At 38.1% G+C, this 14,686-nt stretch carries 12 protein-coding genes; 5 read left to right on the forward strand and 7 right to left on the reverse strand.

Going from position 1 to position 14,686, the window contains the following annotated elements; genetic code table 11:
• Positions 1–82: 82 nt before the first annotated feature.
• From CLOAM_RS02120 to CLOAM_RS02135, 4 genes are all read right to left on the reverse strand, one after another.
• Positions 83–1,105 carry an LVIVD repeat-containing protein gene (locus CLOAM_RS02120; protein ID WP_015424207.1) on the reverse strand — a complete coding sequence of 341 codons (1,023 nt, stop codon included), beginning with the start codon at positions 1,103–1,105 and terminating at the stop codon, positions 83–85.
• Between the two features lie 362 nt (positions 1,106–1,467).
• The gene (gene hcp, locus CLOAM_RS02125; protein WP_173307543.1) at positions 1,468–3,111 is read right to left on the reverse strand and encodes a hydroxylamine reductase; all 1,644 of its coding nucleotides are present in this window, start codon (positions 3,109–3,111) and stop codon (positions 1,468–1,470) included.
• 23 nt (positions 3,112–3,134) lie between these two features.
• Positions 3,135–3,452: a cupin domain-containing protein gene (locus CLOAM_RS02130; RefSeq protein WP_015424209.1), complete on the reverse strand. Its 318-nt coding sequence runs from the start codon at positions 3,450–3,452 to the stop codon at positions 3,135–3,137.
• A 9-nt stretch (positions 3,453–3,461) separates the two neighbouring features.
• On the reverse strand, positions 3,462–4,049 hold the full coding sequence (locus tag CLOAM_RS02135; protein WP_044278821.1) for a TetR/AcrR family transcriptional regulator: 588 nt from the start codon (positions 4,047–4,049) through the stop codon (positions 3,462–3,464).
• Between the two features lie 335 nt (positions 4,050–4,384).
• Here CLOAM_RS02135 and hydE point away from each other — a divergent pair, with 335 nt between their 5' ends.
• From hydE to CLOAM_RS02160, 5 genes are all read left to right on the forward strand, one after another.
• Positions 4,385–5,455, forward strand: coding sequence for a [FeFe] hydrogenase H-cluster radical SAM maturase HydE (hydE, locus tag CLOAM_RS02140; protein ID WP_044278823.1), 1,071 nt, complete (start codon positions 4,385–4,387; stop codon positions 5,453–5,455).
• 134 nt (positions 5,456–5,589) lie between these two features.
• On the forward strand, positions 5,590–5,913 hold the full coding sequence (locus CLOAM_RS02145; RefSeq protein ID WP_015424212.1) for a YbaB/EbfC family nucleoid-associated protein: 324 nt from the start codon (positions 5,590–5,592) through the stop codon (positions 5,911–5,913).
• Positions 5,914–6,513 (forward strand): recombination mediator RecR, encoded by a 600-nt coding sequence (recR, locus tag CLOAM_RS02150; RefSeq protein WP_015424213.1) that lies wholly within the window; start codon positions 5,914–5,916, stop codon positions 6,511–6,513.
• Positions 6,482–7,105: a riboflavin synthase gene (locus tag CLOAM_RS02155; protein ID WP_015424214.1), complete on the forward strand. Its 624-nt coding sequence runs from the start codon at positions 6,482–6,484 to the stop codon at positions 7,103–7,105. Before recR ends, CLOAM_RS02155 begins: the two co-directional genes overlap by 32 nt.
• A 43-nt stretch (positions 7,106–7,148) precedes the next feature.
• Complete coding sequence (locus CLOAM_RS02160; protein ID WP_044279181.1) at positions 7,149–8,432, forward strand: Ig-like domain-containing protein; 1,284 nt, start codon at positions 7,149–7,151, stop codon at positions 8,430–8,432.
• Between the two features lie 843 nt (positions 8,433–9,275).
• Here CLOAM_RS02160 and rpsG read toward each other — a convergent pair.
• The 3 genes from rpsG to rpoC are packed head-to-tail and all read right to left on the reverse strand — an operon-like array spanning position 9,276 to position 14,673.
• On the reverse strand, positions 9,276–9,746 hold the full coding sequence (rpsG, locus tag CLOAM_RS02165; protein WP_015424216.1) for a 30S ribosomal protein S7: 471 nt from the start codon (positions 9,744–9,746) through the stop codon (positions 9,276–9,278).
• Between the two features lie 16 nt (positions 9,747–9,762).
• Positions 9,763–10,149: a 30S ribosomal protein S12 gene (rpsL, locus tag CLOAM_RS02170; protein WP_015424217.1), complete on the reverse strand. Its 387-nt coding sequence runs from the start codon at positions 10,147–10,149 to the stop codon at positions 9,763–9,765.
• A gap of 42 nt (positions 10,150–10,191) precedes the next feature.
• Positions 10,192–14,673: a DNA-directed RNA polymerase subunit beta' gene (gene rpoC, locus CLOAM_RS02175; protein ID WP_044278824.1), complete on the reverse strand. Its 4,482-nt coding sequence runs from the start codon at positions 14,671–14,673 to the stop codon at positions 10,192–10,194.
• Positions 14,674–14,686: the final 13 nt, after the last annotated feature.

Raw genomic sequence — 14,686 nt, forward strand, 5'->3', positions numbered from 1 at the left:
TTATTTGGTATAAATTAAAAAGAACCTGAAGTTAAATTACTCTAACTTCAGGTTCTTTCCTATTGTAAAATTGTCTCATAAATTACTTTATCTCGTAGATAAGAATGCCCTGATCGCGAGCTCCTACTACTAATTTATTATCCATAAATTTCACAGTATTGGTGTAACCGCAGGAAGTTAAATGCTGTAACAATTGCGGTTTTGAAGGAATACTAACATCAAAAAGATAAATACCTCCTCCTCCGGAAGAAAGAGCAAGTTTATTTCCCGAAACAGCTAAGGAAGTAGCATAACCACTTGTATCAAATGTTGACAGCAACACTGGTGAAGCAGGATTGCTTACATCAACAATATGTAAACCGCTTTGGCGTCCTGCTACATAAGCAATATTGTTATTAACTTCCACTTTTTGAGCTTCTCCGCTTAAATGAATATTGCCAATCAGATGACGGTCATTACGATTATAAATATATAAACCAAGCTGTTCTGCGGCTATGAAAATGTAATTATCGGTCAATTTAAAACCAGCAGCTGCTCCAGGAGAAATGGTAAACACATTACTGTTGAAAATTGTGCCATCATAATAATCATATTTGAAACTTCCTGCTGCACAATAGGCACAAACCATTTTATAAGTTCCCTGGGGAAAAGGAACAGGAGTTATGGCAAAACCATCCAAATCCTTTACATTGCTTGTTCCACCTATAAAATCAAGAATGTAAATAAGGGAATCGGGATCGCTGGTATTAATTACTCTAATAGCATCAGTTGCCTCGGTATCCACTAAAAACATAAAATTATGTTCCGGTACTACCGCTACCTTTTTAATTCTGCCTAAAACTTTCTGGCTACCATCTTCTGCCCAAAATTCAGTAATCCACTGTATATGATAATCCGCTCTACTGATTCGGGACATTCCACCCTGGTCATGTGCCACATATATATAATTATCATCAATCTTAATATCCAAAGGATTGCCTACAATCGGTAAAACATTTCTCAAAGTAAGCCAATCCTCTTCCTGATATTCAGTATTGCGTTTTGCGCATGAACTTAGCAATATCAGCACGATGATTGCTAATGTTATTATATAACTTTTAGGCATTCAATTCCTCCACTACCTTTTTTCATCTTTCCTATAGAATAATGCAAAAAACATTCCGAAATAAAATATGCTTTACATTGTGATAGGACATATAAAGAGAAATGTCATGTTTGTAACTTTTTTATAGATTGCCAATGAATAAAAGCCCATCGCTATCATTGTATCGTCCTTCGGACTTTTGTGGTAGTATGTTCATAGTGTTGTTCAGATTAAAAAGGTATTTTTGGGTATTTGGCATATATTATATCAATTTGAATGTTAAGCCATTTTTCATTCCTGCGCAAGCAGAAATCAATAAAAACAGAAAGAGCTCTCTACTTCTTTTCAAGAGAGCTCTTTTTTAGGATTAGGGTTGGAGATTTCTATGCCAACATTTTTGCTATATCGCTGTCCGCATCGGTAATTTGTTGCAAACCAAAGGTATCAGAAATAACTTTTGCCACATTGGGAGAAAGAAATCCGGGCAAAGTTGGACCTAAAATAATATTCTTAAATCCCAAAGAAAGTAAAGCCAGAAGAACAGCAACGGCTTTTTGTTCATACCAGGCAAGATCAAAAGAAAGAGGAAGTTTATTTACATCATCCAAACCAAATGCCTCTTTCAGTTTCAAAGCAATAACTGCCAGCGAATAGGAATCATTGCATTGTCCGGCATCCAAAATCCTTGGGATTCCATTAATATCACCTAAAGGAAGTTTTATATAACGATATTTGGCACATCCCGCAGTAAGAATAACCGTATCTTTAGGCAATTTTTCCGCTACTTCAGTAAAATATTTCCTGCTTGGCATTCTTCCATCACAACCAGCCATCACAACAAAGCGTTTTATAGCTCCACTTTTAACTGCTTCAATGATTTTATCCGCCAAGCTTAAAACAGTGGAATGAGCAAAACCGCCGGTAATTTCACCAGTTTCAAGTTCTTTTGGAGGTTGGCATTTTAGAGCTCTTGCAATTACAGGGCTAAAATCCTTTTCTCTGCCTTTTTCCCTGTCCGGAATATGCACTGCTCCAGGATAATTTACTGTTCCTGTAGTAAATAAACGCTCCAGATAGGTATTTTCCTTGCGCAAGGGAACAAGGCAATTCGTAGTCATTAAAATAGCTCCGTTAAAGTTTTCAAAGTCCTCCAGTTGATGCCACCAGGAATCACCATAATTACCGATAAAGTGTTTGTATTTCTTAAAAGCGGGATAATAATGAGCAGGCAGCATTTCTCCGTGAGTGTATATATCAACACCCTTGCCTTCGGTTTGTTTCAGAAGTTCTTCCAAATCCTTCAAATCGTGACCGCTAATTAAAATTCCGGGGTTTTTACCTACTCCCAGTTTCACTTTTGTAGGTTCCGGATTGCCGTAGGTCTTGGTATTTGCCTCATCCAGTTTTGCCATAATTTTAACGGCATTTTCTCCTGTCCGCAAAACCAAATTTACCAGCTGATCAACTGTTAAATTATCATCTAAAGTAGCGGACAGACCTTCCATAATGAACTTGTTTACATCATCATCCTGAAAACCTAAAATGGCAGCGTGTTCACCGTAAGCGCAAATACCTTTTATGCCGTAAATAATGGTTTCCCGTAAAGAACGGATGTCCTCATTTTCTGTTCTCAGCACACCAACTTTTTTGGCAAATTCATCATATTCATCTCTTTTCAGCTGAAAAGTAACTGCTTCGGGACAGGTATCACATTTACCTTCCATCAATTTACAGAGCTCATCTTTCCGCTTATCCCTCAAAGCCAAAGTTGTTTCAATTGTGTCTTTGATGTTTTCTTCGTCCCAATTGACATTAGTAATGGTTTTAAATAAAGCGCTCATCACAAAAACGGAATCTTCAGGATAATATCTATCCTTTTCCTGCAGTTTCACGGATACATAAGCGAGACCCTTCAATCCATAAATCAACAGATCAAACAAATTGGCAAGGGTTTCACTTTTTCCGCAAACGCCACGCATTGTGCATCCCAGGTTACGAGAAGTTTCCTGACATTGATAACAGAACATACTCATTTTATTTTTCTCCTTTTTTAGGGTTTTGGCATTTTAATTACCAGTAATCTTAAATTGGAATTTCCTTCATTGAACACACCGTGAGGAATATCCTTTGGACTTTCAATCAGAGTGTCTTCAGGAAAACTCTGTTTCTCTTCACCAATTTCCAAAGTGGCCGTTCCTTCCAATACATAGAAAGCCACATTTACAGGAGTGATATGTTTCTTTAAATGAGCTCCTGGTGCTAAATTAAGATGAACTATCTCTCCTTCGGGTGCTTCGTAAATTTTGGAACCCAAAATACCATTGGCATTTACTTTGGGTTTCACATCCTGCCAGGTTCTGCTTTTCATTTTTCCTCCTTATTGTTTTGTTTCTATTAGTTTTATTATTGTTTCTATCAGTTCCGAACCCTCTTTCTTCAGATCAAAAGCGCCATCGCTCAAATTCCACTGAGTAACCGTAAATCTCATTGAACCCACAATAATTCTGAATAATTGAGTTGGAGAAAGGTCACTTCGGATTTTGCCTTCCTGTTGTGCCTGAATGATATAATTTTCCATTACCTGCTTGTGTTTATGCATAATACACTGATACTGACCTTTAAAAGTAGGATCATTTTTAAATAGCTCTTCGGAAAACATCACTTTTGCCAGGTTGGGATGCTCACTGAAAAGGATATACCTATCCTCCACAAAATGCCTGATACTTTCAAGTGGAGAATAATCTTTTTCTCTTATTTCCTGTAAAACCTTATTTGAAAGTTCCTCAAAATAACCTAAAAGCGTTGTCACTAAATCCCTTTTACTTTTAAAATGTCTGTAAAGTGCTGCTTCTGTGACCCCTATTTTAGTTGCCAGATTCTTTGTAGTTAGCTTTTCATAACCTTGATTAGCAATTATAGCAATTCCAGCCATTATTATATCTTTTTGTCTTTCAGTTAGTTCCATCCTTATTTCCTTATGTAAGTAAGTATTCACTAACCAATATATTCAAGCCCGCATAAATGTCAAGGAAAAAGTAAGAAAGGTTGAGAAGTCAAGAGATAGAGAGGATACCTTATATTTGTGTAGCCGGAGGATGCGGTTCCTAAGCTGCAAAAAAATGCTGAGCTACAGCGAGTTCTGGCAACAAATTTTTCCAGTTTGTAACTTAAAGAAAAAAATAAATCGGCTTTGGTGTCCTTAGTAACCTCATTGTTCTTAGTGTAAATAAATCTGCGTGAGTTATTTTTTAATTGTTAATCCAAGCATATCACCTTAGTATATTATTAGAGGAATATAGTATGCGTCCGGATAAAAATAAACTAATAGAACTGCTTTCCACCGAAGGGGAAGAGAACCTTCAAACATTATATAATCAGGCATACAAGGTTAAAAAAAAGTATGTGGGCACTACCGTATACCTGCGTGGTTTAATTGAGCTTAGTAATATCTGTTCCAAGAATTGTTATTATTGTGGAATCCGTAGTGGCAATAAAGAACTTAAGCGTTATCAGATCAGTTATGAAGAGGCAATTGCAGAGGCAAAATTATGCCAACAAATGCATTATGGTTCAATTGTTATTCAGGCAGGGGAAAGAAACGATAAACCTTGGATTGATTTCATCACCAAGCTCATAATAGGGATCAAAGAACTTTCTGAAGGTAAATTAGGAATTACTTTATCCCTTGGAGAACAAAAGTTAGAGGTCTATCAGCAATGGTTTGAAGCAGGAGCACATCGTTATCTTTTACGCATTGAGACCTCCAATGAAGAGTTATACAAATCATTACATCCAGCTGCTCAAAGTTTTGAAAAACGTTTAAAATGCTTGCATTTAATAAAAGAATGCGGTTATCAAGTTGGCACAGGAGTTATGATTGGTTTACCAGGACAAACAATTGAGGATTTAGCCAATGATATACTCTTTTTCTATGATGAAGATATAGATATGTTAGGAATGGGACCCTATATCCCTCATCATAATACACCTTTAAAGCATTTGGTAGATAGTTTTAATCCTGCAGAGGCATTAAAAATGGGACTTAAAATGATTGCTGCGTGTCGCATAGCTCTAAAAGATATTAATATTGCTTCTACTACTGCTTTGCAAGCACTACATCCGGAAGGTAGAGAACTGGGGTTAAAAGCAGGTGCCAATGTTTTAATGCCTAATATAACTGATACAAAATACAGAAAGGGTTATCAACTTTACGAGGGGAAACCTGGCTTGAATGAAACTGCTATTCAATATCAAAAGGAATTGGAACAACGCATTTCTGCTCTTGGAGAAACAATTGGCTACGATGAATGGGGCGATTCAAAACATTTTTACAGCCGAGAAGTGCAGAGGACAATGAAGAATGAAAAATGAAGATAGCTCCGAAACCCAAAAGAAATCTCGGTGCTATCCGTGTTTTCGGTGTTCTCGGTATAAATAAATCTTTTCCTTGACGGATACACCTTATTCCAAGAATAAGCACAATACTATAAGAAAAGGAGTTTTATATGCTTCCCGGTGGAAAAAATATGCAGCAATTGATGAAACAAGCTCAAAAGATGCAGGCAGAAATAATGAAACAACAAGAAGAACTGGCTAATACAGTTTTTTCCGCTTCTTCAGGTGGAGGAATGGTAACTGTTGAAATGAATGGACAGTTTGAAGTTGTTTCCTTAAAAATAGACCCTCAAGTTGTTGATCCGGAAGATGTTGAAATGCTGGAAGACCTTATTACTGCAGCAGTTCAGGAAGTTCTAAACAAGGTGAATGAAGCATCCAGCAGTGTAATGAGTAAAGTTACAGGCGGAATTAATATTCCCGGTTTGGGCTAAATGCTTTTTTCCGAAAACTTAGAAAAACTAATTCAGAGCTTTAACCGTTTTCCTGGTATTGGACGCAAAACCGCTCAACGACTTGCCTGGTATCTGGTTGCGCAGGATAAAAACTTTGCTTTAAACCTGGCGGAAACAATAAAAACAACCGTTGAGAGTTTTAAAACCTGCAGTCAATGTAATATGCTTTCAGAAAGCGATCCCTGTCCTTTTTGCATTTCTCCAGACCGTTCCGACAGTTATCTTTGCGTGGTAGAAAACAGTTCCGACATCCAGATATTAGAAGGTATGAACGAATTTAAAGGCAGGTATTTTGTTTTAGGGCATTTGCTTTCCCCTTTAGATGGCTACGGACCTGAACAAATAAACACGGCTATGTTATTGGAGAGAATAGAAAATCTTCATCCGAGTGAAGTTATTTTAGCTCTAAAACCCTCTGCGGAAGGTGAAGCAACAATTCACTATCTTTGGGAATTGCTAAAAGATAAAGGAATCAGCATAACCCGCCTTTCAACCGGAATTCCTTTCGGAGGAGACCTGGAATACAGTAACTTAAATACTTTAGCCAATGCCTGGAAACGCAGATATACCGTTCAGTAATATGTTTACCGGAATTATTGAAGCAACGGAAAAAATAATTACTCTCCAGCCAATAAGCGGAAAAAAGCTGATAACAATTTCCCGACCCGCTATTTTTGATGACCTGAAAATTGGTTGCAGTATTGCTTGTGATGGAATTTGCCTTACAGTTGTTCAGTTTGATGACAAGGCATTTACAGTGGAAATAATGAACGAGACACTCCAAAAAAGCACAGCTAAAAACTGGACTTCGGGTAAAATCTTAAATCTGGAAAGAGCATTAAAACTGAATTCTCGTGTGGATGGACACTTTGTTCAGGGTCATATAGATAGAGAATTGCGCTTGATTTCACATCTGAAAAGAGAAGGAACCGATTATCTGCATTTGGAATTTCCCCGTCAGGAAAGCAATCTAATTGTTCCTCAAGGTGCAATTGCTCTGAATGGAGTTAGTTTAACCATAGCGGAAATTCGCAGTAATTATTTTAGTGTTGCCTTAATTGGTCATACTTTAACGCATACAAATCTGGGAACAATAAAAACTGGCGAAAAGGTAAATGTGGAGTATGATATCTTAGGCAAGTATGTTTTATCGCAGATACCGAAAGGTTAATCAAAAACAGATAAAATTGTTTTACCCCAAAGGGCTAAAGTTTATGAGATTTAATAAGACCTTTATCTGCCTCTTCTCTCTGCTGATTATACTATTTCTAATCAGCGGTTGTGGCAATAAACGCAGTCCTACAGGCGGTCCTCAAGATATTGATAAGCCAGTAGTTCTGGAAAGTTCTCCGGCAGAATTTGGTGATATTTCTTCAGGATATATTGAGATATCTTTTTCTAAGCCAATGGATAGGAATACATTAGCCAATTCTATTTACATCTATCCTCCCGTGCAGAATAAAAAAATTACCTTGGATGGAGCCAATCTTAAAATTCATATTAAGGAATTCTTAAAGCCCGATACCAATTACTTTATTACTTTAACCAAGCGTCTTAAGGATTTACGTGGCAACACCTTGGAAAAGAATCAAACCCTTATTTACCGCAATGGAAAACTTGCCACCAATCGTATTGCCGGAACAATTACTTATGAAGAACCAACTGATAAGGGTTTGCCTTTGGAGCTAACTCTTTTGTCTGCTGATTCTTTATTGGTTTTAAGCAGTGTTATTCAAGGTGGTGCTTATGCCATTGACAACTTGAATCCTCAGAAACATATCCTCCGTACTTATATAGATAAAGATTTTAATGGCCGTTACGATTTTGGGAGAGAGCCATTTTTTGAAGGGATTACCGATGGTTCTTCCGTGGCAACTTTAAATATTACAATGGCTTACGGTGATACTACGAGAGCTAAAATATCCCAAGTGAATGTGCTTAGTGACCGCGAACTGCAAGTTATTTTAAGTGAAGATATTAAGAGCTATGATGAACTTAGCATCCAGACAAAAAATACCCCCCTATCCATTGCCTATCAATTGATTGAAGGATATATAATTAATTTATTAACCGCCAAAATGGATAGCACGGAATATACCTTAACCCTTACCGGAGTGAAAGATAAAAAAGATAACATCAGTAACAAACTGGAAACCAAATTTAAAGTTAGACCCGTAGCTGATACTTTGGCTCCCAAAATCATTTTTACAAATCCCAGAAACGGTGCTTCGGTAAATACTCTTTTACCTGTTTTGGAAATCCATTTTAATGAAATTATTCCGAAAGCCAATATTAAAGCCAAATTGCTCTGCGGAAATCAGGAAATTCCTCTCAAACATTTGTCTGAAACGGGACGCATTCACCGTTTTCAACCCCCAAAAGAACTGGAAAATTACAAAAGCCATCTGCTGATTATCAGTTCAGAAACCACAGATTTTAGCGGTAATCACCTTAAAAATGATTATGAATTGCAGTTTCTACCTCTCCTGAGAAAATAGATATCAGGATAATAGCTCTGGAAGGAAAAGGATTTAAGGGATTTTTAATTTAAGGTTGAGAGGGTTGGAGAAAATTTTAAGTCACAATTTTCACCTGACTTCCAGAAAACCACAATCTACGAATTATCTCACTTACAACTGCATTTTAACGGGCTTCCAAAGTGAAAAATTGTGAGTTAAAATAGAAATCGTCCATCTTCATAGCGCCGGGTTAAAACCCGTCGTTCATACCTGTCGTTCCTACGGAACTTATTCTTAAAAAAAGAAATAGGTAGTTTCCTTTACTCTTTTCGCCGGGTTAAAACCCGTCGTTAAAATCTTTCGTTCCTACGGAACTTATTCTTAAAAAAAGAAATAGGTAGTTTCCTTTACTCTTTTCGCCGGGTTAAAACCCGTCGTTAATACCTGTCGTTCCTACGGAACTTTTTTTCTATTATTTGTGGTTTATGAATATAAATATTGTATAAAATATGGAGTTACCGATACAATATTGTATTCTTCCCAGGAATTCTCCTAACTCCTACAAAATAAATATAATTCCGTTTTCTTCCTTAATAGCATTGCTTACCCATTGCTTACCCATTACTAATGGCATTAGCAATGAGTCCGTATTGAGTAAGCAATGCTACTTGGGACAATAACTTACAAAAGTGTAAACGAAGGATACCGTTCCTCCGCAAGAATAATGGTTAAAAAAAAAGTGTTTGTAGATAACTCCGTAATGGGCAGAAAAATATTTCGTTACAGTAGAATTAGAAGCGGATAAAGGTAATAAAAGAAAATGCCTTCACTCTCATCAGATGAGTAAAGGCATTAAATATTCTGATACCTTAAAAAAAGAGCTTACCATCTTAAATGGGCAAAAGCTTTATTGGCTTCAGCCATTTTATGGGTATCCTCTCTTTTCTTTATGGAAGCGCCTTCTTTTTTATGAGCTGCAATAAGTTCGGCGGCAAGTTTTTCGGTCATTGTCTTTTCGCTTCTTGCGCGTGCGTTGGCAATAATCCAGCGGAAAGCTAATGCTTTACCGTTTTTTTCATTTACCTCAATAGGAATTTGATAGGTTGCTCCTCCCACGCGTCGGGAAACAACTTTAACTAAAGGACGAACATTATCCAAGGCGGATTTGAAGACAACAAGGGGGTCTTCTTTCGTTTTAGCAGCGATTATATCAAAAGCACCATACACGATTTTTTCGGCGATGCTTTTTTTGCCTTTAACCATCAGGCAGTTCATAAATTTGGTAACGGTAATATCGTTGTATTTAGGATCCGGAAGGACTTCCCGGACAACAGCTCTATGTTTTCTAGGCATAAGTTCTATCCTCCCTTTACTTTACGGTTTTTGCTTTAGGTCGTTTGGTTCCATATTTGGAACGGGACTTTTCGCGTTTTTCTACTCCAGCGGAATCAAGAGCTCCGCGAACGATATGATAACGAACACCCGGAAGGTCTTTCACGCGTCCTCCGCGCACTAAAACAATAGAGTGTTCCTGTAAGTTATGACCTTCACCGGGAATATATGCTGTAACTTCAAATCCATTTACAAGACGGACACGAGCTACTTTTCTGAGAGCTGAATTAGGTTTTTTGGGCGTTGTTGTATAAACACGAGTACAAACTCCGCGCCTTTGCGGACATTCCATAAGCGCCCTGTTTTTTCTTTTCTTTTCAACTTCAGCTCTTCCTTTACGGACTAATTGGTTAATAGTTGGCACTGATTTTCTCCTTTTCTATATTTTTAGTGTTTAAGATTATTTTTAGAAATCAAGGTAGTCCCCGCTTTCTTCTTCTTTTGAACGATGTGCAAACTCGTCAATAATCTGAGCAACAGTTTTACCTTCGTTAACTGCCTTTTTAAGCATATTGTTATAGAGTTTGGTTCCTGTTCCGACAGGTATTCTGTGACCGATAATAATGCTTTCTTTCAAGCCCTCAAGATGATCAACCCTGCCCTCAATAGCTGCCTTGGTAAGCACTTTTGTGGTTTCCTGGAAGGAAGCTGCAGAAAGCCAGCTCTCGGTTAACAGAGATGTTTTGGTAATTCCTAAAAGCAATTGTTCAAACTGGGCAGGTGTTTTGCCAAATTCAATTGCTTCGCGGTTTTCTTTTTCCACCAGAACCTTATCAACAATATCACCCTGCAGGAAACTGGTGCTGCCGCTATCTGTAATTCTAACCTTTTTAAACATTTGGCGAATAATAACGCTCACATGTTTATCGTCAATTTTCACACCCTGCTTGCGGTAAATTTCCTGAATTTCGTTTAAAATCAGGATTTGAGCTTCAATAACCCCTTTCACTAACATATCATGTGGGTCAAGAGGACCGTCAGATAGTGCATCCCCACTTTCCACATAGTCACCCTGATGAACGATAATCCGCTTTCCGGAAGGAATTATATACTTTCTGCCTGCAAGAGGTTGATGCATAGTAACATTATCACCTATTTCCACAATACTTTCCTGCTCTGGGGGAACGGCGTAAAGTTTGCCGCAAAGAGGAGTTCCTTTTTTAACTGATTCTCCCTCTTTAACCAGAATTTGCAAGCCCTTAGGGACAGGATATTGAACCGGGTTTTGATTGCGTTTAGCAACCTGAATAATCTTCTTCCGGTTTTCTTCAATAATACTTACCTTGCCATCGTTTTCACTATAAACGGCTTTGTCGGGAAGGACGGCAATATATTGATTTTTATCTTCATCATAAAGGACTACGACCTTTCCATCACAAGGTGCGAAAAGTCCATTAGGTGGTGTAACAAAAATATCTCTTCCGGTTTTCTTTAAACCACCGATAGTAACAATTCCGTCAATATCGGAAATTTTGGCTTTATCTTTGGGAACTCTTGCTTCAAAAAGGTCTTGCACACGAGGCAAACCACCTGTAATATCGCGTTGTTTAATTGTCATTCGTGATGTCTGACCTAAAATATCACCAATATGGACAAAGCTGCCATCTTCCACGCGGACAATAAGTCCCGTTGGCAGAGGTATTAAACGCACTGTTCCGTCTTCACCTACAATTCTGAATTGAGGTTGTTTTCTCCGGTCTTTGGATTCAATGATGGTAAGCTCGCGAGCCATAGTAATATCGTTATATTCTTCTTTATAGGTTATATCTTTGATGAAATTCTCATAATGCAAAACACCTTTGGCTGTTGAGATAAGAGGATTATTGAACTGATCCCAGGAAAGAAGTTTTGTATCTTTAGCCACCTTTTGACCATCCTGAACATGAACGGTAGCTGCGTATTCTACTTTAAACTCTTCCAAAACCTTATTCTCATCATTTTCATCCACAATTAAGATTTTACCCAAATAACTCACGGAAATAAGCTGATTTTCCGTATTGATAACGGTATTCATGCGGTCAAATTTTACAATTCCATCATGCGAAGCAACAACTTCTGCCAGTTCGGTAGCTGTAGAAGCAGCGCCTCCAATATGGAAAGTTCTAAGCGTTAATTGTGTTCCCGGTTCACCAATACTTTGAGCTGCAATAATTCCAACAGGATCACCAATAGTAGCAGGTTTCTGAGTAGCAAGATTGCGACCGTAACATTTGGCACAAATTCCTTTTTCTGCTTCACAGGTAAGAATGCTGCGCACATGGACAGAAATCAAACCGTGATTTTGAATAGTTCTTGCCATTTTGTTACTGATTTCTTCACCTGCGGAAACTAATATTCTGCCTGTGATAGGACTTACGATATCATCAACTGCTGTTCTTCCCTGAATGCGTTCTGCCAGGGTTTGCACAATTTCATTTCCTTCTTTAAGGGCTGTCATATTCACACCCCTTGTGGTTCCGCAATCCTCAATTGTGATAATAGCATTTTGTGCCACATCAACCAAACGGCGTGTAAGATATCCTGCATCCGCTGTTTTAAGTGCTGTATCAGCTAATCCTTTACGAGCTCCGTGAGTGGAAACAAAATATTCAAGAACAGTAAGTCCTTCCTTAAAATTACTTTTAATTGGGGTTTCAATAACATCTGCTCCACCTGTTGAACCTATTTTAGTTGGCTTATCCATTAAACCGCGCATTCCACCCAATTGTTTAATCTGGTCTTTGCTGCCGCGGGCACCTGATTTATACATCATATAAATAGAATTTAAGCCATTTCTGGTTTTAGAAAGCTCTTCCATCATTTCGTCGGTAACGCGAACAGTTGTTTTCTTCCATTGGTCCACAACTCGTCCGAAGCGTTCATTTTCCGTAATTCCGCCTTTCTGGTGAAGATCGGTTATTTTTTTTACTTCCTGATCAGCTTGGGCAATAATTTCATCTTTCCGTTTAGGAACTACAATATCATCAAAGCTGAAAGTAACGCCTGCACGAGTGGCATAATGAAATCCCAATTCTTTAATCTGGTCCAGAATTTGAGCTGTTCTCCATTGTCCTACTGCATCAAAACAAAGCATAGCCAAATCATTCAATTTCCCCTTGTCAAATACGATGTTTTGAAAGCCGACTTCCGGAGGCATTATCTGGTTGAAAATAACCCTTCCTACAGTGGTAACAATATATTCGGATTCCAATTTCAGACGAATCCAGGTATGCAGGTCTAAATTGCGTTCATAAACTGTTTCACCTTTGGAGCTGCAAAATTGTTCTTCTGCTTCGTAAGCAGCAATAACTTCATCAGGACCGTAAAAATGTCTCAATTTTTCTATTTCCACAGGTGGCGGTGTTTCTTCCATAGTTAAATAATAACAGCCCAAAACGATATCCTGATTAGCCGCCATAGCCAAACGTCCATTTGCTGGCAACAATAAATTTCGGGTAGAAAGCATTAGGACTCTTGCTTCAATTTGTGATTCTATAGACAGGGGAATATAAACACCCATTTGGTCACCATCAAAATCGGCATTAAAAGGAACACAGACCATAGGATGAAGCTGAATTGCTTTGTTATCAGTTAAAACAGGCATAAATGCCTGAATTCCCAAACGGTGAAGAGTTGGAGCTCTATTCAACAAAACAGGATAATCTTTAATAACTTCTTCCAAAATTGACCATATTTCAGGTTGCTTTTTCTCAATAAGCTTCTTGGCATTTTTAACCTTATCCACTTCTCCAATTTTCTGCAGTTTTTCAATGAGATATGGCTTAAAAAGCTCCACAGCCATTTCTTTGGGAAGTCCGCATTGATAAAGTTTAAGTTCAGGACCCACTGTAATCACACTCCGTCCAGAATAATCTACTCGTTTACCTAAAAGGTTTTGGCGGAAACGTCCCTGCTTTCCTTTAAGCTGATCGGTTAATGACTTTAAGGGCCTATTGCCTCTTCCTCTTACAGGACGAGCTTTTCTACCATTATCAATGAGGGCATCAACTGCTTCCTGCAACATTCTTTTTTCATTACGAAGGATAACTTCCGGGGCACGAATTTCCAGTAATGCCTTCAGACGGTTGTTTCTGGTGATAACTCTTCGGTATAAATCATTAAAATCTGCAGTGGCAAAACGCCCGCCTTCCAAAGGAACTAAAGGTCTTAAAGTTGGAGGTAAAACAGGTAATGCTTCCAAAATCATATCTTCGGGACGATTGCCGCTTTTGATGAAGGCATCTACTATTTTCAATTTATTGATTAGCTTCTGTTTACGCAAAGCCGATTCTTCAAATTTAAGCCGGGTTCTGAGGTCAAGCGCTTCATTTTTCAGGTTGATACGCTTAAGCAATTCGCGGATTGCTTCTCCTCCCATAAGAGCCAGAAAGTTATCCGCTACCTTATCTTTAATCTCATAATATTCATCAACTTCCAGAAGCTCCATTTTTTCAAAAGGACTATCTCCGGGGTCAATTACAATGAAGGACTCGTAGTAAAGCACTCTTTCCAGGTCTTTAACCGTCATATCAAGTAAAGTGCCAATTTTACTCGGGGCACTTTTAACAAACCAGATATGAGCAATCGGAACTGCCAAATCTATGTGTCCCATACGCGTTCTGCGAACCCTGGAAGTAGTTACAAGCACTCCACATCTATCACAAACAGTTCCCTGAAATCTTTTCTTTTTATATTTTCCGCAAGCGCATTCATAATCCCTTTCAGGACCGAAAATTCTTTCACAAAATAAACCATCTTTTTCAGGTTTAAGAGTGCGGTAATTTAATGTATCGGGTTTTGTAACTTCTCCATGCGACCAATCATTCCTGATAGTTTCGGGAGAGGCAATTTTGATGCGGACTGCATCATATTCATTAGGTTTGATTTCGTGTTTACTTTCTTTTAACATTTTCTCTCTCCTT

The sequence above is a fragment of the Candidatus Cloacimonas acidaminovorans str. Evry genome (assembly GCF_000146065.2).
GTDB classification, from domain to species: Bacteria; Cloacimonadota; Cloacimonadia; order Cloacimonadales; family Cloacimonadaceae; genus Cloacimonas; species Cloacimonas acidaminivorans.